Consider the following 26,727-nt stretch of genomic DNA (forward strand, 5'->3'; position numbering starts at 1 on the left):
GACAGCAGCCAATGCAAACAAAAACGCTCAAGATCGGTACACGTGGGAGCGCGCTCGCGCTCGCACAAGCCCGTGAGACGCGCAGCAGGCTGCTGCGGCACCACGGAATGCGTGAAGACGACATCGAGATCGTCGTTATTTCTACCTCCGGCGACCGGATTCAGGATCGTCCGCTGGCCGAAGTCGGCGGCAAAGGCCTGTTTACGCTTGAGATCGAAGAGCAGCTTGCCGACGGCCGGATCGATCTTGCTGTCCACTCCTCGAAAGACATGCCGACGTTCCTGCCTGAAGGGCTGCATCTGTCGATTTTCCTCGAGCGTGAAGACCCGCGCGACGCGTTCATCGGACGTTCGGTGAAGACCCTCCTCGAATTGCCGCAGGGAGCGGTCGTCGGCTCAGCATCGCTGCGCCGCCAGGCCCTCATCCGGCGCGTGCGTCCGGACCTTAAGGTCGTCAATTTCCGCGGCAATGTGGAAACCCGCTTGCGCAAGCTTGCGGATGGCGAGGTGGATGCAACATTCCTTGCCTATGCGGGCTTGCGGCGGCTCGGATTGGGCGAAGTCGTGACCGAACTTATGGATGTGAGAGCCTTTCCGCCAGCCCCCGGCCAGGGCGCGATCACGGTGGAAAGCCGTATCGGCGACGAACGCGTGGATAGCCTGCTCGCGCCGTTGAATCACCTACCGACATCGACAGCACTCGCCTGCGAGCGGGCGTTCCTCGGAGCGCTTGACGGTTCCTGCCGCACGCCGATCGCCGGCCTTGCCACCGTTTCTGGAGACAGGCTCTCCTTCCACGGCATGATCCTTTTGCCCGACGGCAGTGAGGCACACGAGGTGTCTGGCGAGGGTGCCCTGGCTGATGCCGCCGAGATTGGCCGAGACGCGGCCCAGCGCGTGCGCGCCCGGGCTGGCGCGCACTTCTTCACGGATTGGCTTTGATGAAGACGGTTCTGGTCACGCGGCCCCAGCCCGGAGCGACCAGAACCTCCGAGCGCCTGCTGTGCAGCGGGTTCCTGCCGCTCGTATTGCCGCTCACAAAAATCGTTCCTCTCGACGCATCGAGACCAAAAGCCAAATTTTGCGCCGTCGCCGTCACTAGCGCCAGCGCATTGCGTGAAGCCTCCGACGAACTGCTGCGCCCGCTCCTAAAAGTGCCGTGTTTTGTCGTCGGCGAAGCGACAGCCGCTGCGGCACGAGCGCGGGGTTTTGAAACGGTGACAACGGGCGACGGCGACGGAGCGACCCTCGCTCAAATCGTGATCGAGGAACTGCCCTCCGGCGGATGCCTCCTCTATCTGACTGGTAAGGTTCGCTCGCCAGACTTCGAACAGAGCCTTCGCAAATCCGCAATCCGTTTCCGCTGCAGTCTGACCTACGATACGGTTTCAGTCAGTTATACAACTGAATTTTTGCACGATTTTTTTGCCCAGAAGCGCATAGACTCCTGTTTGATCTATTCGCGTTGGGGCGCCGAACTATTTGCAGCTTTAGCGAGTCGGCCAGAGCTGGTTCAAAACTTTGATAACACAGCAATATTCTGTTTATCGCAACGAATTGCCGACGTGTTGACGGACTGGAACCAGGGGCGGGTTTACGCCGCATCGAAGCCGGATGAAGGCGCGTTGTTGCAACTCATGCGCGAAGCGTAAGCAGGAGACACCTTCAATTCGCCGATATTGGCCGTTTCGCAGCAGGAACTTCCTTGCTAGCGTGGCGTTCACCCGCTTTTGATCACGAAAGAGACAGCTCATGGCAAAATCGTCCGTTCCACGCCATTCGAAATCCGCCCGCAAGCCGGTGACGATCGATTTGGAGCCGTCGGCCGTCAGCAAACCCGAAGCAAAGGCCAAGGAAACACCTGCCGCTGAGCCCGTGGGTTTCGATCCAGCAGCTATTGGATCGCAAACTACCCCGATCCTAGAGGCGGCGGAAGATGCGGGCGAGCCCGAGCAAACTTCGACGGGACGTTCAGCGGAGTCTGAGCAATCGTTTGGTCGCCCGGGCGCTGTGAGGTCCGCTACCGAAACACCGCCAGCGCCGGCGCCAAATTCCGGCGACCAGTTCGGCCGGATTGCTGCGGGGGTCATTGGCGGTTTGGTGGCCCTGGTGGGTGTTTCCGCCTTGCAGTGGGCGGGACTGATGCCGTCGCCGAAAGCCGACCTTTCAAATCTCGAACAACAGATTGCCGCCTTGCAAAAAACACCGCCATCACCCGACCTCGGCGATGGCGCTGAGCTGGCGCTCAATGGTGCGGTGGAAAATTCCAAGAATGCCGTGGAACAGGTATCGGCGCTTGCCCATGAGATGAGCCTGATCAAGCAGAGTGTTGACGAGGTCAAGAAAAGCGTGGGTGCCGCCGGTTCGGCAGATACGAGTGCGATTGACGCGCGCATCGCGGCGCTTGAGACCAAACTCAATGCGAGCCAGCAGCAGGTCGAGCAGGCATCGGCTGCAACCGACAGGTTGGCGGCGCTCGAAGCCAAGGTCAATGATACGTCAGGCCAGGCCAATATGGCGTTGGCGATGGCCGCCACCGGATTGAAGGCCGCACTCGATCGCGGCGCGCCCTTTACCGCTGAACTTGATACCTATGCGGCCGTGGCACCGGCCACAGAAAACATCGAAAGCCTGCGCGCCTTTGCTGCCAAGGGGATACCGACGGTCGGAACGCTTGCGACGGAATTCGGCGACTTTGCGGCAAAAATTGTCGCGACCACCCGGACCGTCGATCCGAATGCCAGCGTTCTCGACAGACTCTGGGCGAGCGCCGGAGGTCTGGTAGAAGCGCGGCCAGTTGGTATGGTTGCCGGCGACAGCGTCGATGCGATCACGGCGCGCATCGAAGCCAACCTTGGCTCTGCCAATCTTGGCGGGGCCATAGCCGAATGGGAAAAGCTGCCGGATAACGCCAAGTCAGTTTCGGCCAATTTCGCGGAGGCCATGAAGGCCCGGCAGAAGGCCGACGAGGCGCTTGCGAAGGCTCTGTCCGATGCGCTTGCCGGGGCAAAGGCCCCCGCGGCTTCAAACTAGGAGTTCACGACGATCATGGCGCGTCTTCTTACATTCATCGTTGTCGTTCTGCTTCTCGGTATCGGATTTGCTTGGCTCGCCGACCGGCCCGGCGATCTGTTGGTCACTTTCGGCGGCATGCAATACAAAGTAACGCTGATGGTCGCCGCGTCTGCCATTGTTGCAGTTGTGGCCGCTGTGATGCTGACCTGGTGGGCGATCAAGAGCCTCGTCGCATCACCCTATGCCTTGCGCCGGCATTTCCGGGCGCGCAAGCGTGATCGCGGCTATCAATCGCTTTCGACCGGGTTGATCGCGGCAGGTGCCGGCGATGGACCGACAGCATTGCGGATGGTCAAACAGGCGGAGAAGCTTCTTAACGTCGACCAGGAACCGTTGATCAAGCTCCTTGATGCCCAGGCGGCAATGCTCGAAGGGCGTGCCGACGATGCGCGGGCAAAGTTCGAGGCGATGCTGGATGATCCCGAAACGAAGCTGCTTGGCCTGCGCGGTCTCTATCTGGAAGCGCAGCGGCTCGGGGCGCGCGATGCCTCGCGCCATTATGCCGAGGAGGCTGCGCAGCTCGCGCCCAATGTCGAATGGGCAACGTCGGCGGCACTCGGCCAGAAGACAACCCACGGCGACTGGGACGGAGCGCTGGCGCTGCTGGAGAAGCAGAAGGCAGGCAAGCAGATCGACAAGGACCAAGTGAAGCGCGAACGGGCAGCGCTGCTGACCGCCAAGGCCATAGACCTTTTCGATGCAGATCCCGTCAGCGCACGGCCGATCGCACTCGAGGCCAACAAACTGGCGCCGGATTTGATCCCGGCTGCGATTATCGCAGCCAAGGTGCTGTTCCAGCAGAACGAACTTCGCAAGGGATCGAAGATCCTCGAATATGTCTGGAAGAAACAGCCGCATCCGGACGTCGCCGAGACGTTCGTCCATGCCCGGCTTGGCGATTCGGCCATCGATCGGTTGAAACGTGCACGCCACCTTGCGGCGCTCTATCCGCACCATCCGGAATCCAATCTCGCCATTGCCAATGCGGCCCTCGCGGCCGGCGAACTCAGGGAAGCGCGCGAAGCTGCCGAGGCTGTTTTGCGCAGTGCTCCGCGCGAGAGTGCCTACCTGCTGCTCGCCGATATCGAGGAAGCGCAAACCGGCGACCAGGGCCGCGTGCGGCAGTGGCTTTCGCGGGCGGTCAAGGCGCCTCGCGATCCCGCATGGACGGCCGACGGCTATGTTTCCGACCAATGGGCGCCAGCATCGCCTGTCACCGGAAGGCTCAACGCCTTCGAATGGAAGGTTCCAGTGGAGCAACTCGGGCCTGTGATCGATTACCAGCGCGAATTCGACGAAGCGATGGCCGAAACTCCGGCGGCATCCGCGCCACCTCGCGAAGATGTGAAGCCGCTGATACCTCCAAGGATCGAAGGCAGCGACAATGCCGCCCCAAAGGTGTCGCGCGACGATGCGGATGTCGTCGATGCTGAGATCGTCCAACTTCAGCCCACTCCAAGGCCAGATGAAGATACAGCTTCGAAGACGCAACCTGTGGAAAAAACAGCGAAAATGCCGCCTAACCCGGACAAACCGCAGAAAGATGCTGAACTGGTCATCCCGGTTCCTGACGATCCGGGCGTGCGTCCGGAATATCAGGAAGAGCGCGCAAACAAGAAGTTCCGGCTGTTCTAGTTGCCCGTTGGTAGTCGTGCTCGCTTTTTGCGGCAACATGTACAGTGGCAGAACCATGCCTGCCACGCTATCTGTTAAATGATCTGCCCTCCCACAAGATGCCGAAAGAATATTCTATGCTCGAACGCCTCGTGACATTCTTCAAGGCCCTGCCGTCCGGCGAAGGCGACAAGGATCATTTTTCCAAGAACGATCCGCGGCTGGCAGCTGCGGCGCTTCTGTTCCACGTCATGGACGCCGATGGTGAACGGCGCAAATCCGAGCGCAAGCGTGTGTCGCAGCTAATATCGGAAGCCTACGGCCTGAAAGGCGAGGCCTTGAAGCGTCTTCTCGACGATGGTGAACAGGCCGACCAGGAAGCCGTCGATCTTTACAGCTTCACCAGCATCATCAAGCGCAATCTTGACGAAGAGGCGCGCATTCGTTTCATTGAACTCATGTGGGATGTGGTCTATGCCGACGGCACCGCCCACGAACTTGAGGACAACGTGGTCTGGCGCGTGGCGGAGCTGATCGGCGTATCGACGCGTGATCGCGTGACCATGAAGCAAAAAGCCGCCGAACGCGCCAAGCAGCCGGTTGTCGAGGAATAGGATCGGAGCGAATGTTCCAGACGGACTGGATGGAAAACAGGCAGCCGCAGCGGCCGAAGATCCTCACGGTACTGCATCAGGAACGTTCAAGTCCGGGCCGCGTCGGCCATCTTTTGATCGAATCGGGTTTCGCACTCGATATCCGCAGACCGCCGCTCGGCGATCCGCTTCCGGAAACGCTTGAAGACCATGCCGGCGCCGTCGTTTTCGGCGGCCCGATGAGCGCCAACGATCGCGATGATTTCGTCCGCACCGAAACCGATTGGCTGGCCGTCCCGCTCGCCGAGGACAAGCCTTTCCTTGGCATTTGCCTCGGTGCGCAGATGCTCGCCAATCATCTTGGCGGCAGGGTTGGGCCGCACCCGCAAGGGCTCGTCGAAATTGGCTGGTATCCGCTGCAGGCAACCGAAGCCGGCAGCGCCCTGATGGATTGGCCCTCGATGGTCTATCATTTCCATCGCGAGGGTTTCGAGCTGCCGCAGACCGCCACGCTGCTTGCGACAGGCGAGAGCTATCCCAATCAGGCCTTCCGCTATGGCAACAATGCCTGGGGCGTCCAGTTCCATGCGGAGCTGACCCGCGCGATGATGCAGCGGTGGGTCGTTCGCGGGTCCGAGCGTTTTGCTCTCTGCGGCGCCCAGCATGGAAGGATGCATCTCGAGGGCCGCATGATCCACGATGCCGTGCTCAAGGTCTGGCTGCACGGCTTCCTGGCGACGATCTTTGGCGTTCCGGCCCCGTCCAACAAACTGTCCAGGCTGCTCTAGGTTCTGCCTTGAAGATTGCGGGCCTTGCGCAACTGCGGAAACCAGTAGGCCCAAAGACCCGCAACCGCAACGGTGCCGATGCCACCGAAGACGACGGCAGGTATGGTACCGATCAGCGATGCCATGATGCCGGCGCGGAACTCACCGAGTTCGTTGGAAGCCCCGACGAAGACCATGTTGACCGCATTCACCCGGCCACGGACATGGTCTGGTGTCCACAATTGCAGCAGCGTTTCGCGGATATAGACGCTCACCATATCGGCGGCACCCATCAGGGCGAGAACGACGATCGACAGCCAGGCGATGTTCGAAACGCCGAACATGATCGTCAGCAGGCCGAACAGCGCGACAAAGGCAAACATGATTATTCCGGCGTGATCGCGGATCGGGTGACCGGTGAGCCACACGGCGGTCAAGATAGCACCGATGCCCGGCGCGGCGCGCAGCATGCCGAGACCCCAGGGGCCAAGTTGCAGGATGTCGCGGGCATAAACCGGCAATAGGGCGACTGCGCCGCCGAGAAGCACGGCGAAGAGATCGAGCGAGATTGCGCCGAGGACAACCTTCTCCTTCCAGATATAGTGAAAGCCGGCAAGAAGCGTCTGCAATGAGCGAGATTCGGAAAGCGTATGCTGGGCCGGCTTTGGAATGGCGAATGTGCAGGCGGCGGCGGCTGCAAGCATGGCGCTCGCTATGCCATAGGCGACGATCGGCGAAATGCCGTATAGCAGGCCACCGACCACCGGACCGACAATCGCGGCAATCTGCCATGCGGACGAGTTCCAAGAGACGGCGTTGGAGAAAACCTCGGTCGGGACAAGGTTTACGACAAGCGACGCCGACGCCGGTCCGAGGAAGGCGCGGCCAATGCCAAAGCCAGCGAGAATGACGAAAACCAGTGCCGGCGAAAACATGTGAGCGATGGTGAGAAGGAGTAGCAGCACGGCGCAGACCAGTTCGACGCAGAGCGAAAGCCCCATGATAAGCCGGCGCCCGAAGCGATCGGCCGCGGCGCCCGTGATCAGCACCAGGAGCAGGGATGGGGCAAATTGCACAAGGCCGACAATGCCGAGATAGAACGGATCGCGCGTCAGATCGTAGATCTGCCAGCCGACCGACACGCTGATAATCTGGATGGCGAAAGAGCCGCAAAAGCGGGCTAGCCAATAGAGCGTGAAGGACGAATGGCGAAAGGCGGCGTAGCGGTCATGCGCCGCTGTCGTTTCTGGCGAGGACATTTTGCTTGAAAGGCTCCGGAATCTGGAGGCCCTTTTAAACCAGTTCGAACCGAAATGGGATAAGCAATTGCGAAATAATCCAAGGAGGGCCGGCGAGCCGCCCTCCTTGGAACGTTGAAGGTCAATCCTTCCCGAGCAACGCTTTCCAGATGATGGCGCCGAGCACGGCACCAATCAGGGGCGCAACCCAGAACAGCCACAGCTGGCTGAGCGCTGCCGTCTCGGCAAACAGGGCGACACCGGTCGAACGTGCCGGGTTAACCGACGTATTGGTGACCGGGATCGACACAAGGTGGATCAGTGTCAGGCCGAGGCCGATGGGGACAGGCGCGAATCCGGCCGGTATCGCAGCCGATGTCGCGCCGAGGATGATAATGAGAAAGAAAGCGGTCATGACGATCTCGATCACCAGCGCCGGAGTAAGCCCGTATTTGCCGGGCGAAAGATCGCCATAGCCGTTAGACGCGAACCCTCCAGCGGCAAAATCGGCCTTGCCGGAGGCAATGAGATAAAGCACTGCGGCAGCGACGATGGCGCCTGCCAGTTGGGCGACCCAATAGGGAATGACGTCTTTGAACTCGAACCGGCCGGCAATGGCAAGTCCAAGTGACACGGCGGGATTAAAGTGTCCGCCGGAGATACTGCCGACGGCGAAGGCCATGGTAAGAACCGTAAGACCAAAAGCCAACGCAATGCCAAGCAAACCAATACCGACATCTGGAAATGCTGCCGCAATAACAGCGCTGCCGCAGCCACCGAGTACAAGCCAAAACGTTCCGAAGAATTCGGCAGATAGTTTATTCAACATGGAAACCCCCTTAAATAAAAAATCCAAACAAAATAGATCGAATCATGTAAGCAAAATTAATCATAGTTTTAATTCAATAATATTCCCACACAAGTGTGTCTCAGGGGGGCGGGGTGGTTGTAATCATCCAAGTACTAAATCTATACTACGTTAGTATAATGAATAATCATCGCAAAGCGCCATGACCACGACGGCCTCTTGCCCCTAGCCGGGCCAATCGCTACATGTCGGCGTGACTGTTAGGAGAAACGAATGCTCGCCCTCATCCGCACCATCGATCTTGCCCTCGATATCTACACCTGGATCATTATTGCCAGCGCCATTTTCTCGTGGCTTTACGCCTTCAACGTCATCAATTCGAGCAACCGGTTCGTTGCATCTGTCGGCGATTTCCTGTTCCGCGTCACCGAACCGGCGCTGCGCCCAATCCGCCGCTTCCTGCCTGATCTCGGAGGCATCGACATATCGCCGATCGTGCTCCTGCTGATCATCTTCTTCATCCGCCAGCTGTTGTGGACGACAATCGCGCCGCTGCTGGTTTGATCGACCGGCAGAGCTGCTTCCGTGAGGTGACGGACGGCGTCATCGTATTCGTACGTTTGACGCCTAAATCCGCGAAGGATGCGGTCGAAGGGGTGGAGCTTGCAGCGGATCGGCACGCTCACCTGAAGGTGCGCGTCAGGGCAGTCCCCGAGGATGGCAAGGCGAATGCGGCGCTGGAAAAGCTTCTGGCAAGGGAGCTTGGCGTTGCCACGCGTGAGGTAGCGATCGTAGCGGGAGCGACGTCCCGGCTCAAACAGGTAAAAATCCTGGGCGACCCGCACGCATTGGCTTCGAAGATCGAAGCGCTGGGATCGCCCAAGGCATAGTTTTTACGAGGCGGTCTTGGCCTTGTGGCGCTCCATGGCCTCGGTGATGAGCTGGCGGGCGGCATCTTCATCGCCCCAGTCACCAATCTTCACCCATTTGCCGGGCTCGAGATCCTTGTAGTGTTCGAAGAAGTGCTGGATCTGCTTAAGCGTGATATCCGGCAAGTCGGTGTAGTTGTGGACCTTCTCGTAGCGAAGGGTAAGGTGGGGCGAGGGAACGGCGATGATCTTCTCGTCCTGGCCCTTATTGTCCTCCATGACGAGGACGCCGATTGGGCGGACATTGATGATGCTGGTCGGCATCAGGGCGCGCGTGTTGCAGATCAGGACGTCGATCGGGTCGCCGTCATCCGACAATGTGTGCGGTACGAAGCCGTAATTGCCCGGATAAGTCATCGGCGTGTGCAGGAAGCGATCGACAAACAGCGCGCCGGAATCCTTGTCGAGTTCGTACTTGATCGGCTGACCGCCGACCGGAACTTCGATGATCACGTTGACGTCTTCGGGGGGATTGTTGCCGACAGGAATGGCATCGATGCGCATATTTTCAAAGTCCTTGTTGGTTTGGGAGTGCTGTACTGACTTTTAGGAGCCGGCGCAACAAGAGCGTCGCCTGAGCCGCGGCGAGCGCATGAGAGGCCGGCCTTGCAGCCGGTACAGAAGTTTAGCGACTTTAGTCTGAAGGGCTGGCATTGCGGAAGCCGTCAATTCCATACGAAGGCGAGTTTCTTCAGGGTCTTGCCTTCGAAACATTCGACGCCTTCGGCGACATCGCGGCCGCCGGCGCCCTCGTAGAATGAGGTGGCAAGGCCATTGTCTTCGAGCGCCCAGACGACCAATCCCTTCATCCCCTGGTCGACCAGGCTGCGCTTTGCCGCGCCGAGAAGGCGTGTGCCCAGGCCAAAGCCCTGATATTCCGGCCTGATATAGAGCTCGTAGACCTCGCCCTTCTGCGGCAATTGTCGCGCGCGATTTGGACCGAGGGTCGCATAGCCAGCCACAACGCCGCCAATGTCTGCAACAAGTATTTGCGTCGAGCGCTGGATGGCGCGCGCCCACCACGCGGATCCGCGGCGCTGCAGCATGGTATTGAGCGCGCGATGCGGAATGATGCCGGTATAGGCACCTCTCCAGGCGGCAACATGAATGTCCGAAATCGCCTCGGCGTCGGCCAGTTCAGCCCGTCTTATCTCGATCACATGGGTGTTCATGGTTTCTTAACCATAGACCCGAGGGCCGACCTTGGGCAACTGGGATCGCGACCGAAATTTGGCTGAGTTCACGAAAAAGAAAGGGCGACCAAATGGCCGCCCCTGCAATTGGATATTTGGTCCGGCTGGCTTATGCCGCGCCGGCGGTCTTGCTCTTTTCGAAGCGCTTGCGCTCGTTGGAATCGAGGTAGAGCTTGCGCAGGCGGATTGACTTCGGCGTCACTTCGACGAGTTCGTCGTCCTGGATCCATGACAGGGCGCGTTCCAGTGTCATCCGGATTGGCGGCGTCAGCTTGACGGCCTCGTCCTTGCCGGCGGCGCGGATGTTGGTGAGCTTCTTGCCCTTCAGCACGTTGACTTCGAGATCGTTGTCACGCGAGTGAATGCCGATAATCATGCCTGCATAGACTTTGACACCAGCGTCGATGATCATCGGGCCGCGATCTTCGAGGTTCCACATGGCAAAGGCCACCGACTCGCCCTGATCGTTCGAGATCAGAACGCCGTTGTTGCGGCCGGCGATTTCTCCCTTGTAGGGTTCATAGGCGCGGAACAGGCGGTTCATGATGGCGGTGCCACGCGTGTCGGTCAGAAGCTCCGACTGATAGCCGATGAGGCCACGCGTCGGCGCATGGAAGACAAGGCGTACGCGATTGCCGCCGGAGGGGCGCAGCTCGACCATCTCGGCCTTGCGCTCCGACATCTTCTGCACGACCGTGCCAGAATATTCTTCGTCGACGTCGATGAGAACTTCCTCGATCGGCTCGAGCATGTTGCCATTTTCGTCTTTCTGCATGACGACGCGCGGACGCGACACGCCAAGCTCGAAGCCTTCGCGGCGCATGTTCTCGATCAGGACCGCCAGCTGCAATTCGCCGCGGCCGGATACGTAGAACGAATCCTTGTCGCTCGATTCCTCGATGCGCAGCGCAACATTGCCCTCGGCCTCCTTGAACAGGCGATCGCGAATGACGCGGCTCGTGACCTTGTCGCCTTCGGTGCCGGCAAGCGGCGAGTCGTTGACGATGAACGACATGGTGACGGTCGGCGGATCGATTGGCTGCGCCTGCAGGGGTTCGGTAACTTCCGGCGAACAGAAGGTATCAGCCACGGTGCCCTTCTGCAGTCCGGCGATCGCAACGATGTCACCTGCCTGGGCTTCTTCGATCGGCTGGCGTTCAAGACCGCGGAAAGCCAGGATCTTGGAAATGCGGCCGGTTTCGAGCTGCGTCCCGTCGCCATGGAGAACCTTGGCTTGCTGGTTCGACTTTACGGTACCGGAGTGAATGCGGCCGGTGATGATACGGCCGAGGAACGGATCGGCCTCAAGGATCGTACCGATCATGCGGAACGGGCCGTCGCCGACGGTCGGCTCCGGCACGTGCTCAAGCACGAGGTCGAACAGCGGGGCAAGGCCCTGGTCCTGCGGGCCTTCCGGGTTCTTGGCCATCCAGCCGCTACGGCCGGAACCGTAGAGGATCGGGAAGTCCAGCTGTTCGTCGGTCGCGTCGAGAGCGGCAAAGAGATCGAAGACTTCGTTGACGACTTCTTCGTGGCGCGCGTCGGGGCGGTCGATCTTGTTGATCGCGACGATCGGACGGAGCCCCACCTTCAGCGCCTTGCCGACGACGAATTTCGTCTGCGGCATCGGGCCTTCGGCAGCGTCAACGAGAACGATCGCGCCATCCACCATGCTGAGAATGCGTTCGACCTCGCCGCCGAAATCGGCGTGTCCGGGCGTGTCGACGATGTTGATGCGCGTGTCCTTCCAGACGACCGACGTGGCCTTGGCGAGAATGGTGATCCCGCGTTCCTTTTCGATGTCGTTGGAATCCATCATGCGCTCGGCGACGCGCTGGTTGTCGCGGAAATTGCCGGACTGTTTCAGGAGTTCGTCAACGAGCGTGGTTTTGCCATGGTCAACGTGTGCGATGATCGCGATGTTGCGCAGTTTCATTGGGTTCTCTTTGGAAAATTAGGGACGCCACATATGATGCGCCGCTTTACATTTGCGCGCTCCATACATGTTTTTTCGCAATTGCGAAAGGGGTCAAAGCATTTGGGGGCTGCATTGCAGCCATGCAGATGCGCTTCTGCGCGGGGGTCGTGCGCGGCGAACGAGAACCGTCCGCCGCGCGCAGTTTCAAAGCAATGTTCCCGACAGGATCATCAGGGCGATGCTAAAGTAGATGATGAGGCCGGTGACATCGACAAGCGTTGCCACGAAGGGCGCAGAGGCGCTCGCCGGGTCGAAACCGATCTTCTGCAGGATGAACGGCAGCATGGAGCCGGCCAGCGACCCGAAAGTGACAATGCCGACAAGGGCCGTCCCCACCGTTGCCGCGACGAGATGCCAATGGACGCCATAATCGTAGAGGCCGAGCATCTGCCACGTCGAGATGCGAATGACGCCGATCAGGCCAAGGAAAGTGCCGAGCACGATGCCGGTCGGGAGTTCCCGCAGCGCGACCCGCCACCAGTCCTTCAGCCGCAATTCCTGCAAGGCAAGGGCGCGGATCAAGAGAGAGGTCGCCTGCGAGCCCGAATTCCCGCCTGAACTCATGATGAGCGGGATGAACAGGGTCAGCACAACGGCCTTCTCGAGTTCGCCCTCGAAGTGTTGCATGGCACTCGCCGTCAGCATTTCGCTGAGGAAAAGAACGCCGAGCCAGCCCGCGCGCTTGCGGATCATCTGGAGAAAGCCGATCTGCATATAGGGCTTGTTTAAAGCCTCCATGCCGCCGAACTTCAGCGTATCCTCGGTCATCTCCTGGGTCATGGCGTCGATCACATCATCGACGGTCACGATGCCGATGATCTGGTTGCCGTCATTGACTACGGGAACGGCGAGGAGGTCGTGCTTGCGGAACAGCCGAGCGACATCCTCCTGATCGGTAAGCGGTCCCACGGTGACCGGCGCAACGTCGCGGCCCACGGTCATGATCGAGGCTTCGGGCTCGCTGGCGATCAGGCGGCGAAGGGCCACTGCGCGCAGCAGGCTGCGGTTCTCCGGATCGATCACATAGATGGCGTAGACCGTCTCGCGGGACCGTTCGACTTCGCGAATGTGTTGTAGCGTGCGCGCAACGCTCCAGTTGGCGGGGACGCTGACGAATTCGGTCGTCATCAGGCTGCCGGCTGTATGGGGCGGATAGCGCAGCAGTTTTGCAAGGGCCTGCTGGGTTTCGTGGCCGAGGCCTGGAAACAGCCGGTCCCGCGCCTCGGCATCGAGTTCATGGAAGATATCGGTGACGCGGTCTGCCGACATGGCGTCGAGCAGTTCGCATGCGATGACGTCGGGAAGCGCCTCGATGATGGCGCCTGCCGAATGCAATTCCGGCTGGTCAAGGATAAGCACCGCATGGTCGCGCGGCATCTCGGCAATGATGCCGACGGTATCGTTCTGTTCGAGCTCGTTGAGAAGCTCGACGGCATCGGCAGCCTGCATGGTTGCCAGCTGTTCGGCAATGGTTGCGGCCGGTGCCGAACCGGCATCAACCACTCCTTGGGTAAAGCGAAGGTCGTTCATTTTGCTCGCCTTTCTGTCGATCCGCCGTCACGGGGACCGAGGCGAGCTGATCTCTCAACAGGCCACGATCGCCGATGACGGCGCAAACAATCGACTTTGACTGTCGTCGTTGGGCATTAGAGATAAACTCCGGTTGAAAGATACGTTGGGCGTAAACGAGCGACCCAGCGCGCTGTCATTTGGTCTTGTCCAGGATTAATGTCAAGCCCCGGCGGAAAGCGGCAGGGAACACATCTTCGTGCGCCGCTTCAGGCTCTTATTCGCTCATTGCGTGGGTCGTAAAGTGGCTCGATGTGGACCTTTGCGGCGAATGGCTCGTTGGCGACAATGAGCTCGTACTTGCCTTCGGCGAGGAATGTGTCGTCGACACCTTCTGCATTGCGGATGTAGCCGTAACCGATGGGGCTATCGACGGTATAGCCAAAGCCGCCGCTGGTGAGATAGCCCACCGGTTCGCCATTGCGCAGGATCGTTTCGCGTCCAAGCAGAACGACGTCCCTGTCGATAACCGTGATCCCCGCCAGACGCTTCTTAAGGGGGCCGTTGCGCGTGGCTTCCGCCGCTTGCCTGCCGAGAAAATCGGTGTTGCTCTTGAGCTTGACCGCCCAACCAAGGCCGGCTTCAAAGGGGGAGTCATTCGGGGTGATGTCGCTGCCCCAGGCGCGATAGCCTTTTTCGAGACGCAGCGATTCGAGCGCGCGGTAACCTACCGGCCTGATGGCGAAAGGCTCGCCCGCCTGCATGAGCGCATCGAACACAGCGCCGGTCGCGGCGATTGGAATGTGCAATTCCCAGCCGAGTTCGCCCACATAGGTAAGCCGTAGCGCCCGGACCGTGGTGCCGGCGATGTCGATCTCGCGCACGTGGCCGAACGGGAAGGCGGCATTGCCAACGTCGCTTGTCGTCACCCTGGCCAGCACGTTGCGCGCGTCCGGCCCCATCAATGAGAGCGTTCCGAAGCACTCCGTAATGTCCTCAAGCGTCGCATCGAGATCGCTGCCGATATGATCCCGGATCCAGGCGAAATCATGCGTCCGGAAGCCGGTACCGGTGACAATGTAGAACCTGTCGTCCGTCAGCCGCGCCACGGTCAGGTCGCACTCGATGCCGCCGCGCGTGTTGAGCATCTGCGTATAGGTAAGCCGGCCGACTGGCTTCGAGACGTCGTTGGCGCAGATGTAGTCGAGCGCCTTGCCGGCATCCTTGCCGCTAAGCTCGTACTTGGCAAACGACGACTGATCGAAGATGCCGACTTTCTCGCGCACGTGCCGGTGCTCGTCGCCGACGGCCTTGAACCAGTTCTGCCGGCCCATGGAATAGATGTCCTCGGCCGAAGTCCCTTCAGGTGCGAACCAGTTTGGCCGCTCCCATCCAAGCTTCGAGCCGAACACGGCGCGATGCTGCTTGAGGCGATCATAGAGCGGCGAGACGATGGCCGGTCTGCCTGAGGTGTATTCTTCATGGGGAAAGCCAATGGTGTAATGCTTGCCATAGGCTTCGAGGGTACGGTCGAGCACCCACTGGCGATCGCGGTGCAGATGGGAAAATCGGCGGATATCGACGGCCCAAAGATCAAGCGGCGATTCCCCGTCGACCACCCATTGCGCCAGCACCCAGCCGGCGCCGCCACCCGAGGCGATGCCGAAGGCGTTGAAGCCGGCGCCGACGAACATGTTGGCGCATTCGGGTGCGATACCGAGAATGAAATTGCCGTCGGGGGTGAAGCTTTCCGGCCCGTTGATCATCTGCTTCACACCAACGTTTGCCATGGCGGGTATTCGATCGATGGCCTCAATCATGTGCTGTTCGAAATGGTCGAAATCATCGTCGAACAGGCGGAACTGCCAGTCGTTCGGCACGTCGGCCGTCGTCCAGGCCTGTGGGTTCGGTTCATAGCCGCCCATCACCAGCCCGCCGACCTCTTCCTTGAAATAGGTACGGCGGTCGGGATCGCGGATCGTCGGTGCCTCGGCAGACAGGCCTTCGATCCTGTCGGTGATGATGTACTGGTGCTTGACCGGCTGCAGCGGCACATTGATGCCGGCCATTTCGCCTACCTGCCGCGCCCATTGGCCCGCACAGTTGACGACCTTCTCACAGGCGATGTCGCCCTTGTCGGTCTTCACCTTGACGATGCGGCCGTCGTCCATCTCAAATCCGGTGACCCGGACATTCTCGATGAGCTTGGCGCCGTGCATGCGCGCGCCGCGCGCCAGCGATTGGGTGATGTCCGAAGGGCTCGCCTGACCATCCGTCGGCAACCAGCTCGCGCCTATGAGATCGCCCACCTCCATTAGCGGGAACATGGATTTAACGTCCTGCGGGGAAAGCAGATGCATGTCCATACCGAAGCTGCGCGCAGTGGTCGCCAGCCGGCGAAACTCAGTCCAGCGATCTTCATTGGTGGCGAGGCGCAGGCACCCGGTCATCTTCCAGCCGGTGGCGAGACCGGTTTCAGCGTCGAGGCGTTTGTACAAGTCGACGGAATATTTAAGAACCCGCGTGATCGAGGCCGACGAGCGCAACTGGCCGACAAGTCCCGCCGCATGCCAGGTCGAGCCGGACGTCAGCTGGCCCATTTCGAGGAGAACCACATCCGCCTTGTGGTCCCTGGCGAGATGGTAAGCTGTCGAGCAGCCGATAATGCCGCCGCCGATGACGACGATCTGCGCATGGGTTGGCAGGCTCATGATATGGTCTTTCCGTATAATGTTCTGTAGTAGTCCAGCGCCTCGTCCAGCCGCTGTAAATTCTCGGTCGTGTAGGCGACGTAGTCGACGCCTGGCGCCTTCAGATGCAGTTCCGAGACCATGCTCCACATCGCCTCGCGCAGCAGCGAGGCGCATTGCATGGCGGCGTGCGCGCGGGTCAGTGCGGTATCGGGCCTCGCCCGGAAATAGGCATCCAGCAATGCCTCGGACTCGTCTGCATCAAACCCTGCGTTTGAGGCGAGCCCGGCAAGGTCGAACATCGCCGTCGAGAACCCGGCATATTCGAAATCGATGAGCCACAGCCTTTCCCCGTCATCGAGGATATTGGCAGGGAGAAGATCATTATGGCTGAAGATGATCGGCAGGGGCTTTTGCGCCGCCTCCATTTCGTCGGAGATCGCCAGATAGGCGGGAAGTTGATGCGCCAAGCGGCTTTTGCCGGCTTCCAGCGTGCGGGCATAGTCGCGAATGACATGGAAAACCCAGAACATGAATCCGGGTCCGCGAATATGTTCAGGCATGCGCGTATGGAACTGGCGGACCATGTCGGCAATTCGCGGAATATTGGCACGCACATCGCGAGCGTCATAGGTTCGAGCACCGAGGAATGCCGTCACCATAACGCCGTCGCCGGAGTGAAAGACTTCCGGTGCAAATCCGGCGAGGTGCGCAGCACGCGCGGTCATCACCTCGCGCTGGCGGAACACGTGGTGAAACGGATAGTCCATGCCGAAGCGCACCACATATTTGCGGCTTGCGTCCTCTACCACGTAGCTTTCATTGCTGATGCCGCCCTTCAGAAGGGCAATCCTTATCTCGCCTTGCCAGATGGGAAGCGCCGCGATGCGCCGCGCTACGGGCTCACCAGGGTGCACGTCAGGCGCTGGAGCCATTGGCGACGCCTACCGTGTATGGCCCGGCAGGAATGCGCCGGTCGGCGAGCAGAAAAAAAGTGCGCGGTCAGACTGACTCACCACGAGGAAGGCAACCTGTCCCCTGAAGGTTGTGGACTCTCCGGTAACAGGCAATCCGTCTATGGCAAAGACTTTCACTCAGGATCCTCGCGGTATCTTGGGTACCTGCAAGGATTGGCCCTCCTCATGGTGAGCCAGTCTAACCGCGCACTACCACCAACCCCATTGATGGGATCGTCTGCCAAGTTCGCGCATCTGTCAACATATTTATGTGGCATAATGTGGCTTTATCGCCTGATACTGGTAAAATATGTGGTAATGGTGCGGCTTAGGCATCAAATTTTGAGGTTTTGGCATGAGTGCAAAGCGGCGCGGCGAAATTCGGCGGTTACTGCAAGAGGAAGGCACGATCTCGATCTCCGATCTTGCCAACAAGCTCGGCGTCTCGCTCGAAACCATCAGGCGCGACGTCAAGCCCATGACGGACTCGGGCGTTCTCACGCGCATCCATGGCGCCGTCGGGTTGCCGCAGCATATTGGCGAGGCGCCGTTCGAGATGCGCATGCGCGAAAATGCGAGCGCCAAGCGCGTGATTGCCCAATGGGTCGCAGCGACAATCCGCGATGGTGAGTCGGTGATGCTCGATACAGGCACCACGACAAGCTTTCTTGCCCGCGAGTTGCTGCAGCACCGCAACCTGACGGTGGTCACGAACTCCTCCGATATTGCGCGCACGCTCGCAACGGTAAACGGCAACAGGGTGTTCATGGCGGGCGGCGAATTGCGCAGCGATAGCGGCGCCGCCTTTGGGGTATCCGCTATCGAATTCGTCAGCCGCTTCAGCGTTGCCCATGCGGTCATCTCGGTGGGCGCGCTCGACGCGCCGGGAGGCATAACGGACTACGACCTCGAAGAGGCAGAGTTTGCCCGCACGGTACTATCGCGTGGTGCAAGGACAATAGCGATAACGGACGCATCAAAGTTCGGACGGCGCGGTCTTGTGCAGGTTTGCGACTTTAACGGCATCGACGAACTTGTGACCGACCGCGATCCCCCGGGCGACATTGTGCAGGCGCTTCACGCCGCCGGCACCACTGTGACCGTGGCATCGGCGGCGGCGCACTCCTGACAGGAATCGGATTGGCTGGCCTCGGCAGAATGGTACGATCTGGACCGAATCAGGAGGTCGCTACATGATCAGGCTCTTACTTCGCGACACGATCGAAACACAGCTTGGACCAATGATCGCCATGGCAAGCGGCGAAGGGCTGTCCCTGCTCGAATTTGCTGACCGGCCTGCACTTGCCTCGGAAGTCGATGAGTTGCAACGACGTTATGGCTATATGATCGAGCCGGGGCGAAATGCAGTCCTCGATCAGATCGAGTCGGAGCTTGCTGCTTATTTTGCGGGGGAATTGACCGTATTTGAAACGCCGCTCGTCCTGCCGGGGAATGCGTTCCAGAATGAAGTCTGGGAGCGGCTGCGGGAAATACCTTACGGCCAGACCCGGAGCTATGGAGGGATGGCACGCGCTATGGGCCGCCCGAATGCCAGCCGTGCTGTCGGCGCCGCCAATGGCCAGAACCGCGTCGCTATCGTGGTTCCGTGCCACAGAGTCATCGGTGCGGATGGATCGTTGACGGGTTATGGCGGCGGCCAGCGGCGCAAGCGATTCCTCATTGACCTTGAGCACCGCACCTTCGCCGCTACGGCAACCCGTCCAACATTTCATCCGATAACCGCTCAGGGCTCTTTGTTCTGAGAACCGTCGCAGCGCCTATACAATCATACCAGGGCTGAACTTCGGCTCGCGCAGAAGGCGATCCAGCAGGACCAGACCCTGTTCCAATCTGGTCCTGTCGGGGGCAGCGCCGAGGGAAACACGGACCGCTTCCATGCTTGGTGCCCCGATGCTGAACGCCGAGGCTGGCACGACACCCAGCCCGGAGCGAATGGCGAGCGCGGCAAATTCTCCGGCGTGCCATTGCTGTGGCAGCGACAGCCAGAGATGATGTCCGCCAGGTTCGGCTCTAAAGGTCCAGTCTTTAAGAATCCGTGCCGCGAGGGCCTGGCGTTCCCGGCTTTCCGATCTGATGGTGGTCGCGATCTCACGGAGCGTTCCCGTCTGAATGAAATCGGCCGCGAGCGCGGTGAGCAGCGGCGATGGACCCGGATTGCTGGCACGCAGGCTGGAACCAAGCTTTAGGGCATCGAGCGCCGAAGGACAGGCGACGAAAGCAATGCGCAGTGCCGGAGCTACGCATTTCGACAATGTGGCGATGTGCCATGTCAGGTCGGGGGCGAGCGTTGCTAGCGCCGGTATCGGCTTGTCGAGCAGTTCCGCGTAGGGATCGTCTTCGATGACAGCTACCCCATGGCGAGCGGCGATTGCAGCAATGGCCCGCCGCCGCGCAAGCGGCATCGTCGCGGTGGTCGGGTTGTCAATGGACGAAATAATGTAGAGCGCCTTGGGCGGCTCATTGCGGCAGCATTCCTCGAAGCTTTCTGGCGTAATGCCGGCCTCATCCATGGCGAGTGGGTACAGCTTGAGACCAAGGGATGACGCTGCAGATTTAAGTCCCGGATAGGTTGCCGCCCCCGCCGCTATGGTTGTGCCGGGGCCGAGGAGATTGCAGACGGCAAATAGGGCGCTCTGAGCCCCGCCGGCAACGACGAGGCGATCCTTTTCGGGCGCAGCACCGAGACGCGGAGCGAGCCAGCACGCTGCCGCCGCTCGGGACGACGCGCTTCCGGCCGTTTCCTGGTAGGACAACAGCCGGTTTTGTCCATTGGCGAGAAGGGCGCCAATGCCGTTTGCGATGCGGGCGGGCAGGTCCGCGGGTTGCGGAGGTATGTTCATGGTCAAATCGAGTTCATTTGCCTGTGTTGCCACAGCCGCCTGAACGGCAGGCGCCTTTACGAATGTGCCAGAACCGATGCGGCCCTCGATGTGGCCCGACCGACGCACCTCGTTAAGGGCACGTGTTACTGTCGTCAGATCAACGCCGAGTTCGCGCGCAATTTCACGCTGCGGCGGCAGGGCATCGCCGGATTTGACGGCACCGGAAGCAATATCGGCTCGCAATGCATCCGCGAGGCCCTGGTGCTTGTAGCGGGCGTCAACAGCAATTCGGGGCTTCCATGCCATCCAGGTCACCTAATTGTATGGATATATGTTACATACAATTAGGTGAGATGTTGCAGGATAGCAAGCCATTTTGTCGCTATTGCTCAACCGTGGCTTTAAGTTTCGCGAAAACGGCGTATATTGAATTTAAACATCGATTATTTGTATGGGTGTAGGTGCCATACAATCTGCAGCCGCGAAAGGCCACGCAAATGTCAGACGCTCACTATCATGCGACAGAGAATCCGATGAAGACAGGCATTCTCGGACGTTGCCCGCAATGCCAGCAGGGGCATTTGTTTAATGGCTTCCTGAAACTTGCTCCGTCCTGCGAGGTCTGCGGTCTCGACTATTCCTTTGCCGATCCCGCCGACGGGCCCGCCTTCTTCGCCATGACGATCGTTGCTGTTCCAGCGATGCTTTTCGCGCTGTGGCTGCAGACGACCTACGAAGTATCGATCTGGCTGCATCTCATCACGACACTGCCGCTGACGCTGCTCGGCAGCCTGATCCTGTTGCGGCCGTTGAAGGGCTGGCTCGTCTGCTCGCAATATTTCCACAAGGCCGAGGAAGGCAAGCTTATTCGCAAGGGTGACCTTTAACCTGCACGATCAGATGTTGGTGCCGCCGTCGACGGTCAGCGATGCGCCTGTGATGAAGCGACCTTCATCGCCGGAGAGAAAGGCTACGACCCCGGCAATATCCTGAGCCCTGCCGAAGCGCGGAATGGCCATGAGGGCGCGCTGGGCGTCGGCATGATCGCCGTCGGCCGGGTTCATGTCCGTATCGGTGGAGCCGGGCTGGACGATATTGACGGTGATCTCCTTCGGGCCAAGGTCTCGCGCCAGCGCTTTCGTCAGGCCCGTAAGTGCGGCCTTGCTGGTGGCATAGATGCTGAGCCCCGTAAACGGCACACGCTCACCGAGATTGCTGCCGATCGACACGATGCGTCCACCGGCACTCATGAGGGCTGCCGCCGCTTTGGAGGCGACGAAGCTGGCACGGACATGGATGGACATGACGCGGTCGAACTCCGCAAGGCTCGCCGTTTCGATCTGGTCCACCGAGAAGACGCCGGCGCTGTTCACAAGGATATCGAGCCGCCCAAACCGGGCGTGCGCTTCCTGGACAGCAGCCTCGACGGCCGCGGCATCAAGATTGTCCGCCTTGATGGCGATTGCCTTGCGTCCCAGGGCCTCGATTGAATTGACCACAGCCTCGGCCTTCTCCACGCTGCTGGTATAGGTAAGGGCAATATCGGCACCATCCTCCGCTAGTTTCAGAGCGATCGCAGCGCCAATTCCGCGACTACCACCGGTGACGAAAGCGACTTTGTTGTCGAGACGGGACATGCAATCTTTCCTTTATGTAATAGTCGATACATAAATACCTATGATGCTTGCGCTCTACCGTCAAGCCATTTATATATTGATCACTACAGAAAGGTTCTGAACGATGCCGCCACGCGGACGCCCGCGCTCATTCGACAGGGAAGAGGCCCTGGCTCGCGCCATGGAGCTATTCTGGTCGCGCGGCTACGAAGGCGCCTCCATGACCGACCTTACCGAGGTGATGGAGATCAACGCGCCTAGTCTCTACGCCGCCTTCGGCAGCAAGGCCGGGTTGTTCGAGCAGGCGCTTGAACTTTACCAAAGGAATGTGGGGCTGGAGATCTGGGAGGCCCTGGAAGCGCCCACGGCGCGTGAAGGCTTTGCTAATTTTCTCAAAGAAACGGCGGTCGCCTATTCGCAGCCCGATCAGCCGCACGGGTGCCTTGTCGTTCTTGGCGCGCTTCACGGCGAACGCGGATCGGAACCGGCCTGCGCTCTTTTGAAGGAACAACGCCTTGGCAACGCTGTTAAACTGCGCGACCGGCTGGAGCGCGCCATAAGCGAGGGCGAATTACCGTCAAGCGTCGATTGCGATCCGATTGCCGAGTTCTACGCGACGGTCCAGCATGGTATGTCGATCACCGCCCGCGACGGCGCGTCGCGCGAGACGCTGATGCGCACCGCCCAGGCCGCCATGGCGGCCTGGGATTCGCTGATAGCCGGCGCTGGTTAGCCTCTAAGATGAGAAAACAGGGTCGAGTGTGACCTTGTAAAGCTCGACATCCTCACGGTCCATCAGGCGCACCGTGAGTTGCTGGCTGGCGCCCTCGATATCGACCAGCCCGAAGAACTGGAGACCGGCCGAGGGCGGCACGTTCTGACCTTGCTCGGCAGTCGGTGCCTTGATGAATTTGAGCTCGGGTCCAAAGGTCTGGTCGAGGTCGTTCGGTCCAAACGTTCCGGCATGGATGGGGCCCGAAATGAACTCCCAGAAAGGTGCGAAGTCCTGGAATTGCGCCTTGTCGGGATTATAGTAATGCGCGGCGGTGTAGTGCACGTCTGCCGTCAGCCAGACGGTGTTGTTGATGCCAGCGGTCTTGATGAAGCGCAGCAGATCGGCAATTTCGAGTTCGCGACCCTTGGCCGGACCATTATCGCCATTGGCGACTGCCTCAGCGCCCTTCTTGTCCTTGGCATTGTCCCAGACGATAACGCCGAGCGGCATATCAGAAGCAATGATCTTCCACGTTGCTTTCGAATTGAGCAACTCGCGCTTGAGCCACCGCAGTTGACGTTCGCCGAGAATTGACGATTCCGGGGTAATCGCCTCTTCCATGTCGGGTCCGTTCGGGCCGCGATAGGAACGCAGGTCGAGGAAGAAGACGTCGAGTAAGGGCCCGTAGGCAATCTTGCGATACACCCGGCCCGGCTCCGCAGGCGTATAGCGGATGGGCGTCATCTCGTGAAAGGCACGAGCCGCGCGCGCCGACAGCAGCGCAATAGATTTCTCCTTGTAACGATCGTCTGCGGCAAGGTTCTTCGAGGACGACCAGTTGTTGGTCACCTCATGGTCGTCCCATTGAAAAAACGTCGGGCAAACCATGTTCAGCGCCCGCACGTGATCGTCAAGCAGATTGTATTTCCATTGGCCGCGATATTCGTCGAGTGTCTCGGCAACTTTCCGCTTCTCGTCGGTGACGACGCGGTTCTTCCACTTGGTACCATCCTTCAGATCGACTTCCTCAACGAGGGGCCCGTCGGCGTAGATTGTGTCACCCGAATGCAGAAAGAAGTCCGGCTGGTGCTTGGCGATCGACGCATAGGTCTTCATGCCCGTCTCATCGATGCCCCAACCTTGACCGACCGTGTCGCCCGACCATGCAAAGCGGATGCTGCGCTTGGACATCGGCGCGGTCTTGAAACGGCCGACGATCGGTTCGGATACGCCGTTGAGATCGTTAAGATCGACTGCAGTGAGGCGGTAAAAAACTTCCTGGTCGGAGGCGAGATCGGTAAGGAGCTGCTTGGCGGCAAAGTCAGTATTGGGAAGTGCATTGAGCGGTGGCAGGCGGACAGAATCTGCAAAGTTTTCCGTCGTCGAAACTTCGATGTTGATCCGGGACGGGCGATCGGTTCGCGTCCAGATCATGCCCGTTGCGGAATCGACGTCACCGGACTGGAAACCGTGCGTGAACACCGGGCGCGACGCGGCGCGTGAAATTGCCGGACATGAAAGGCCGGAAGCAGCGGTCAGGGCCAAAGCCCCCGAAGACGTGAGAAAACTGCGGCGGGTGTAGGCAAATCGATTCGACATGAAACTGTTCCCTTGGCATGCAAGTGGCTGGCTAACCCGCCTCTTGTGCACCGGGATTGTTTCGGTTTTTTTGCAGGCGCGTGAAATTATCGCGGGCCAAAACGAAAACGGGCGGCCAGAGCCACCCGTTTCAACAAGACTGCAGCGTGACAGCTCACTCGCTGGCAGCGGCTTCCTCAGCCGGAGCTTCGGCAGCGGCCTTGGCGGCTTCAGCTTCCGCAGCGGCCTTAGCCTTCGCATCTTCTTCAGCCTGCTTAGCAAGGGCAACGCGTTCCTGCGCCTTCTTGCCCGGAACAGCCTTTTCAGGGTTGGTGCGCGCGTCGCGCTTGGCGATGCCGGCCTGGTCGAGGAAACGCAGGACACGGTCGGTCGGCTGTGCGCCATGGCCGATCCAATACTGGATGCGTTCTTCATTCAGCTTGATGCGGTCGCCGTCCTTGGGGAGCATCGGGTTCCAGGCACCGACGTTCTCGATGAAGCGGCCGTCGCGCGGGGCGCGAACGTCAGCAACGACGACGTGGTAGTAGGGACGCTTCTTCGACCCTGCGCGGGCCAGACGGATTTTCAGTGACATTGTTATTCTCCTTAGGTGTTAGATGGGGCGCCGTTTTCCTCGGCGGCCGTTGTTTCGTGATGTCTGATCACTTCCTTGACGATGAAGTTTAGGAACTTCTCGGCAAAATCGGGGTCGAGATCGGCTTGCTGGGCGAGGGCACGCAGGCGTTCGACCTGCCGCCTCTCCCGGGCCGGATCGGCCGGAGCAAGACCGTTCTTTGCTTTCAGGACGCCGACTGCCTTGGTGCAGCGAAAGCGTTCGGCAAGCATGTGGATAAGCGCCGCATCGATGTTGTCGATGGAAGCGCGCAGATCGATGAGTTCCTTCGGGAGGGATGATGAGGACATGATTATCCTTTCTTCTTTGGAAGGCCGGGCAAACCACCACCAAGCCCTGGCAGGCGCGGCATTCCGCCCATGCCACCCATGCCGCCAAGTCCTCCCGGCAAACCGCCGAGCCCGCCAGGCAGACCGCCGCCCTTGCCGAAGCCGGCGGCTTCCGCCTGCTTCTGCAGGGCTTCGAGCTGTTTCGGGTCCATCTTGGAGAGGTCAGGCATGCCGCCCATCCCGCCGAGACCGCCAAGGCCCATCTTGGCGCCGAGGCCGCCCATCATCTGTTTCATGATGCCGCCTTTGCCCTTGCCGCCCATGGCCTTCATCATGTCGGCCATCTGGCGATGCATCTTCAAAAGCTTGTTGATGTCCGCAGCACTGGTCCCGGAACCCTTGGCGATGCGCTGCTTGCGCGAATGCTTGAGCATGTCGGGATTGCCGCGCTCGGCCGCGGTCATCGAAGAGATGATCGCAAGCTGACGCTTGAAAATGGAATCGTCGAGACCGGCGGCGGCCATCTGGTCCTTCATCTTGCCCATCCCGGGCATCATGCCCATGATGCCGCCCATGCCGCCGAGCTTCTGCATCTGGCCGATCTGGTCGGCAAGATCGTTGAGATCGAACTTGCCGGACTGCATCTTCTTGGCCATCGCCGCGGCTTTTTCAGCGTCGATGTTTTCAGCCGCCTTCTCGACCAGCGAAACGATGTCACCCATGCCAAGGATGCGGTCGGCGATACGGCGTGGGTAGAATTCCTCCAGCGCGTCCATCTTTTCGCCGGTGGCGATCAGCTTGATCGGCTTGCCGGTGACGGCACGCATGGACAATGCCGCGCCGCCGCGGCCATCGCCGTCCATGCGGGTAAGGACGAGCCCGGTGATGCCGACGCGCTCATCAAATGAACGGGCAAGGTTGACGGCGTCCTGACCGGTCAGCGCATCTGCGACGAGAAGAATTTCGTGAGGACTGGCCTTCTTCTTGATGTCGGCCATTTCGACCATCAAGGGCTCGTCAATATGGGTGCGGCCCGCCGTGTCGAGGATGACGACATCGTGGCCGCCAAGTTTCGCTGCCTGAACGGCGCGAGCGGCGATCTCGACCGGCGACTGGCCGGCGATGATCGGCAGCGTATCTACGCCGGTCTGCACGCCAAGCTGGCGCAACTGTTCCTGAGCGGCCGGGCGGCGCGTATCGAGAGAGGCGAGCAGCACTTTCTTGCGCGCGCGCTCGGTCAGGCGCTTGCCGATCTTGCCGGTGGTCGTGGTCTTGCCCGAGCCCTGCAGACCGACCATCATGATGACGACAGGCGCTGGCGCATTGAGGTCGATGGAAACGCCTTCCTCGCCAAGCATGCTGACAAGCTCGTCATGGACGATCTTGACCACCATCTGGCCGGGCTTGATGCTTTTGAGGACTTCGGCGCCGACAGCTTTCGCACGCACCTTGTCGGTGAAGGAACGGACGACATCAAGCGCAACATCGGCTTCGAGCAGGGCCCGGCGCACTTCGCGCAAAGCCGCTGCGACGTCGGCTTCCGACAGCGCGCCGCGACCGGTCAGGCCGTTCAATATCGAACCTAGTCGTTCCTGTAAGCTCTCGAACATCCAGTTTTTCCTTCTTCCTTCCAGGGACCTGTTTCCGCGAAAGGTAGGCACAAACCGCGCCCTGGCCAATGGCTCAAAGCAAAAAGGCACCCGAGGGCGCATGGCGCTGTCGG

General features: G+C 60.1%; 26 protein-coding genes. 12 read left to right on the forward strand and 14 right to left on the reverse strand.

Going from position 1 to position 26,727, the window contains the following annotated elements; genetic code table 11:
• Positions 1–11: 11 nt before the first annotated feature.
• The 6 genes from hemC (at position 12) to BM074_RS07600 (ending at position 6,069) form a co-directional block, all read left to right on the forward strand.
• On the forward strand, positions 12–941 hold the full coding sequence (gene hemC / locus BM074_RS07575) for a hydroxymethylbilane synthase (protein WP_091920872.1): 930 nt from the start codon (positions 12–14) through the stop codon (positions 939–941).
• Positions 941–1,651, forward strand: a complete 711-nt coding sequence (locus BM074_RS07580; RefSeq protein ID WP_027231030.1) for a uroporphyrinogen-III synthase — start codon at positions 941–943, stop codon at positions 1,649–1,651. The genes hemC and BM074_RS07580 overlap by 1 nt, the downstream gene beginning before the upstream one ends.
• Positions 1,652–1,751: 100 nt before the next feature.
• Positions 1,752–3,032, forward strand: coding sequence for a COG4223 family protein (locus tag BM074_RS07585; protein WP_091920874.1), 1,281 nt, complete (start codon positions 1,752–1,754; stop codon positions 3,030–3,032).
• Between the two features lie 15 nt (positions 3,033–3,047).
• Complete coding sequence (locus tag BM074_RS07590) at positions 3,048–4,709, forward strand: heme biosynthesis protein HemY (protein ID WP_091920876.1); 1,662 nt, start codon at positions 3,048–3,050, stop codon at positions 4,707–4,709.
• 116 nt (positions 4,710–4,825) lie between these two features.
• Positions 4,826–5,302: a tellurite resistance TerB family protein gene (locus BM074_RS07595; protein WP_091920878.1), complete on the forward strand. Its 477-nt coding sequence runs from the start codon at positions 4,826–4,828 to the stop codon at positions 5,300–5,302.
• A gap of 11 nt (positions 5,303–5,313) precedes the next feature.
• On the forward strand, positions 5,314–6,069 hold the full coding sequence (locus BM074_RS07600; RefSeq protein WP_091920880.1) for a glutamine amidotransferase: 756 nt from the start codon (positions 5,314–5,316) through the stop codon (positions 6,067–6,069).
• Here the strand turns inward: BM074_RS07600 and BM074_RS07605 are convergent.
• Together BM074_RS07605 and aqpZ are read right to left on the reverse strand one after the other, a co-directional pair.
• Positions 6,066–7,307 (reverse strand): MFS transporter, encoded by a 1,242-nt coding sequence (locus BM074_RS07605; RefSeq protein WP_027231034.1) that lies wholly within the window; start codon positions 7,305–7,307, stop codon positions 6,066–6,068. The genes BM074_RS07600 and BM074_RS07605 overlap by 4 nt on opposite strands.
• 121 nt (positions 7,308–7,428) lie before the next feature.
• Positions 7,429–8,115, reverse strand: coding sequence for an aquaporin Z (aqpZ, locus tag BM074_RS07610; RefSeq protein WP_091920882.1), 687 nt, complete (start codon positions 8,113–8,115; stop codon positions 7,429–7,431).
• 252 nt (positions 8,116–8,367) lie between these two features.
• On the opposite strand from aqpZ, the gene BM074_RS07615 reads away from it, so the two are divergent.
• A complete protein-coding gene (locus BM074_RS07615; RefSeq protein ID WP_027231036.1) occupies positions 8,368–8,658 on the forward strand; it encodes a YggT family protein in 291 nt (96 codons plus the stop codon).
• Entirely contained in the window at positions 8,655–8,984 is a 330-nt protein-coding gene (locus BM074_RS07620) for a DUF167 family protein (RefSeq protein WP_091920884.1), read from the forward strand. The genes BM074_RS07615 and BM074_RS07620 overlap by 4 nt, the downstream gene beginning before the upstream one ends.
• A 3-nt stretch (positions 8,985–8,987) precedes the next feature.
• Here the strand turns inward: BM074_RS07620 and ppa are convergent, their stop codons facing one another.
• The 6 genes from ppa to BM074_RS07650 form a co-directional block, all read right to left on the reverse strand.
• A complete protein-coding gene (gene ppa / locus BM074_RS07625; RefSeq protein ID WP_027231038.1) occupies positions 8,988–9,527 on the reverse strand; it encodes an inorganic diphosphatase in 540 nt (179 codons plus the stop codon).
• A gap of 161 nt (positions 9,528–9,688) precedes the next feature.
• Positions 9,689–10,195: a GNAT family N-acetyltransferase gene (locus tag BM074_RS07630; RefSeq protein ID WP_027231039.1), complete on the reverse strand. Its 507-nt coding sequence runs from the start codon at positions 10,193–10,195 to the stop codon at positions 9,689–9,691.
• A gap of 130 nt (positions 10,196–10,325) precedes the next feature.
• On the reverse strand, positions 10,326–12,152 hold the full coding sequence (gene typA / locus BM074_RS07635) for a translational GTPase TypA (RefSeq protein WP_027231040.1): 1,827 nt from the start codon (positions 12,150–12,152) through the stop codon (positions 10,326–10,328).
• 186 nt (positions 12,153–12,338) lie between these two features.
• Positions 12,339–13,724, reverse strand: a complete 1,386-nt coding sequence (gene mgtE, locus BM074_RS07640; protein WP_091920886.1) for a magnesium transporter — start codon at positions 13,722–13,724, stop codon at positions 12,339–12,341.
• A 248-nt stretch (positions 13,725–13,972) separates the two neighbouring features.
• Positions 13,973–16,414 (reverse strand): GcvT family protein, encoded by a 2,442-nt coding sequence (locus BM074_RS07645; protein WP_091920888.1) that lies wholly within the window; start codon positions 16,412–16,414, stop codon positions 13,973–13,975.
• On the reverse strand, positions 16,411–17,328 hold the full coding sequence (locus BM074_RS07650; RefSeq protein ID WP_091920890.1) for a choline/ethanolamine kinase family protein: 918 nt from the start codon (positions 17,326–17,328) through the stop codon (positions 16,411–16,413). Before BM074_RS07650 ends, BM074_RS07645 begins: the two co-directional genes overlap by 4 nt.
• 376 nt (positions 17,329–17,704) lie before the next feature.
• Here BM074_RS07650 and BM074_RS07655 point away from each other — a divergent pair, with 376 nt between their 5' ends.
• Both BM074_RS07655 and BM074_RS07660 read left to right on the forward strand, forming a co-directional pair.
• A complete protein-coding gene (locus BM074_RS07655) occupies positions 17,705–18,478 on the forward strand; it encodes a DeoR/GlpR family DNA-binding transcription regulator (RefSeq protein WP_027231044.1) in 774 nt (257 codons plus the stop codon).
• A 64-nt stretch (positions 18,479–18,542) separates the two neighbouring features.
• Positions 18,543–19,112, forward strand: a complete 570-nt coding sequence (locus tag BM074_RS07660) for a methylated-DNA--[protein]-cysteine S-methyltransferase (protein WP_051614714.1) — start codon at positions 18,543–18,545, stop codon at positions 19,110–19,112.
• Between the two features lie 15 nt (positions 19,113–19,127).
• Here BM074_RS07660 and BM074_RS07665 read toward each other — a convergent pair whose 3' ends face one another.
• On the reverse strand, positions 19,128–20,498 hold the full coding sequence (locus BM074_RS07665; protein WP_036813600.1) for an aminotransferase-like domain-containing protein: 1,371 nt from the start codon (positions 20,496–20,498) through the stop codon (positions 19,128–19,130).
• Positions 20,499–20,689: 191 nt separating this feature from the next.
• Here BM074_RS07665 and BM074_RS07670 point away from each other — a divergent pair, with 191 nt between their 5' ends.
• Complete coding sequence (locus tag BM074_RS07670; RefSeq protein ID WP_091920892.1) at positions 20,690–21,079, forward strand: DUF983 domain-containing protein; 390 nt, start codon at positions 20,690–20,692, stop codon at positions 21,077–21,079.
• Positions 21,080–21,088: 9 nt separating this feature from the next.
• On the opposite strand, the gene BM074_RS07675 is transcribed toward BM074_RS07670, so the two are convergent.
• Positions 21,089–21,829, reverse strand: coding sequence for an SDR family oxidoreductase (locus tag BM074_RS07675; RefSeq protein ID WP_091920894.1), 741 nt, complete (start codon positions 21,827–21,829; stop codon positions 21,089–21,091).
• A gap of 103 nt (positions 21,830–21,932) precedes the next feature.
• On the opposite strand from BM074_RS07675, the gene BM074_RS07680 reads away from it, so the two are divergent.
• Positions 21,933–22,541: a TetR/AcrR family transcriptional regulator gene (locus tag BM074_RS07680; protein WP_091920896.1), complete on the forward strand. Its 609-nt coding sequence runs from the start codon at positions 21,933–21,935 to the stop codon at positions 22,539–22,541.
• Between the two features lie 3 nt (positions 22,542–22,544).
• Here BM074_RS07680 and BM074_RS07685 read toward each other — a convergent pair whose 3' ends face one another.
• The 4 genes from BM074_RS07685 to ffh all read right to left on the reverse strand — a co-directional run bounded on the left by BM074_RS07685 (position 22,545) and on the right by ffh (position 26,614).
• Positions 22,545–24,122 (reverse strand): alkaline phosphatase D family protein, encoded by a 1,578-nt coding sequence (locus BM074_RS07685; protein WP_091920898.1) that lies wholly within the window; start codon positions 24,120–24,122, stop codon positions 22,545–22,547.
• A gap of 154 nt (positions 24,123–24,276) precedes the next feature.
• On the reverse strand, positions 24,277–24,696 hold the full coding sequence (gene rpsP / locus BM074_RS07690; RefSeq protein WP_091920900.1) for a 30S ribosomal protein S16: 420 nt from the start codon (positions 24,694–24,696) through the stop codon (positions 24,277–24,279).
• An 11-nt stretch (positions 24,697–24,707) separates the two neighbouring features.
• Positions 24,708–25,025, reverse strand: a complete 318-nt coding sequence (locus BM074_RS07695) for a chorismate mutase (RefSeq protein WP_027231051.1) — start codon at positions 25,023–25,025, stop codon at positions 24,708–24,710.
• A 2-nt stretch (positions 25,026–25,027) separates the two neighbouring features.
• The gene (ffh, locus tag BM074_RS07700; RefSeq protein ID WP_091920902.1) at positions 25,028–26,614 is read right to left on the reverse strand and encodes a signal recognition particle protein; all 1,587 of its coding nucleotides are present in this window, start codon (positions 26,612–26,614) and stop codon (positions 25,028–25,030) included.
• Between the last annotated feature and the right edge of the window lie 113 nt (positions 26,615–26,727).

This window comes from Phyllobacterium sp. CL33Tsu (assembly GCF_900113985.1).
GTDB classification, from domain to species: Bacteria; Pseudomonadota; Alphaproteobacteria; order Rhizobiales; family Rhizobiaceae; genus Phyllobacterium; species Phyllobacterium pellucidum.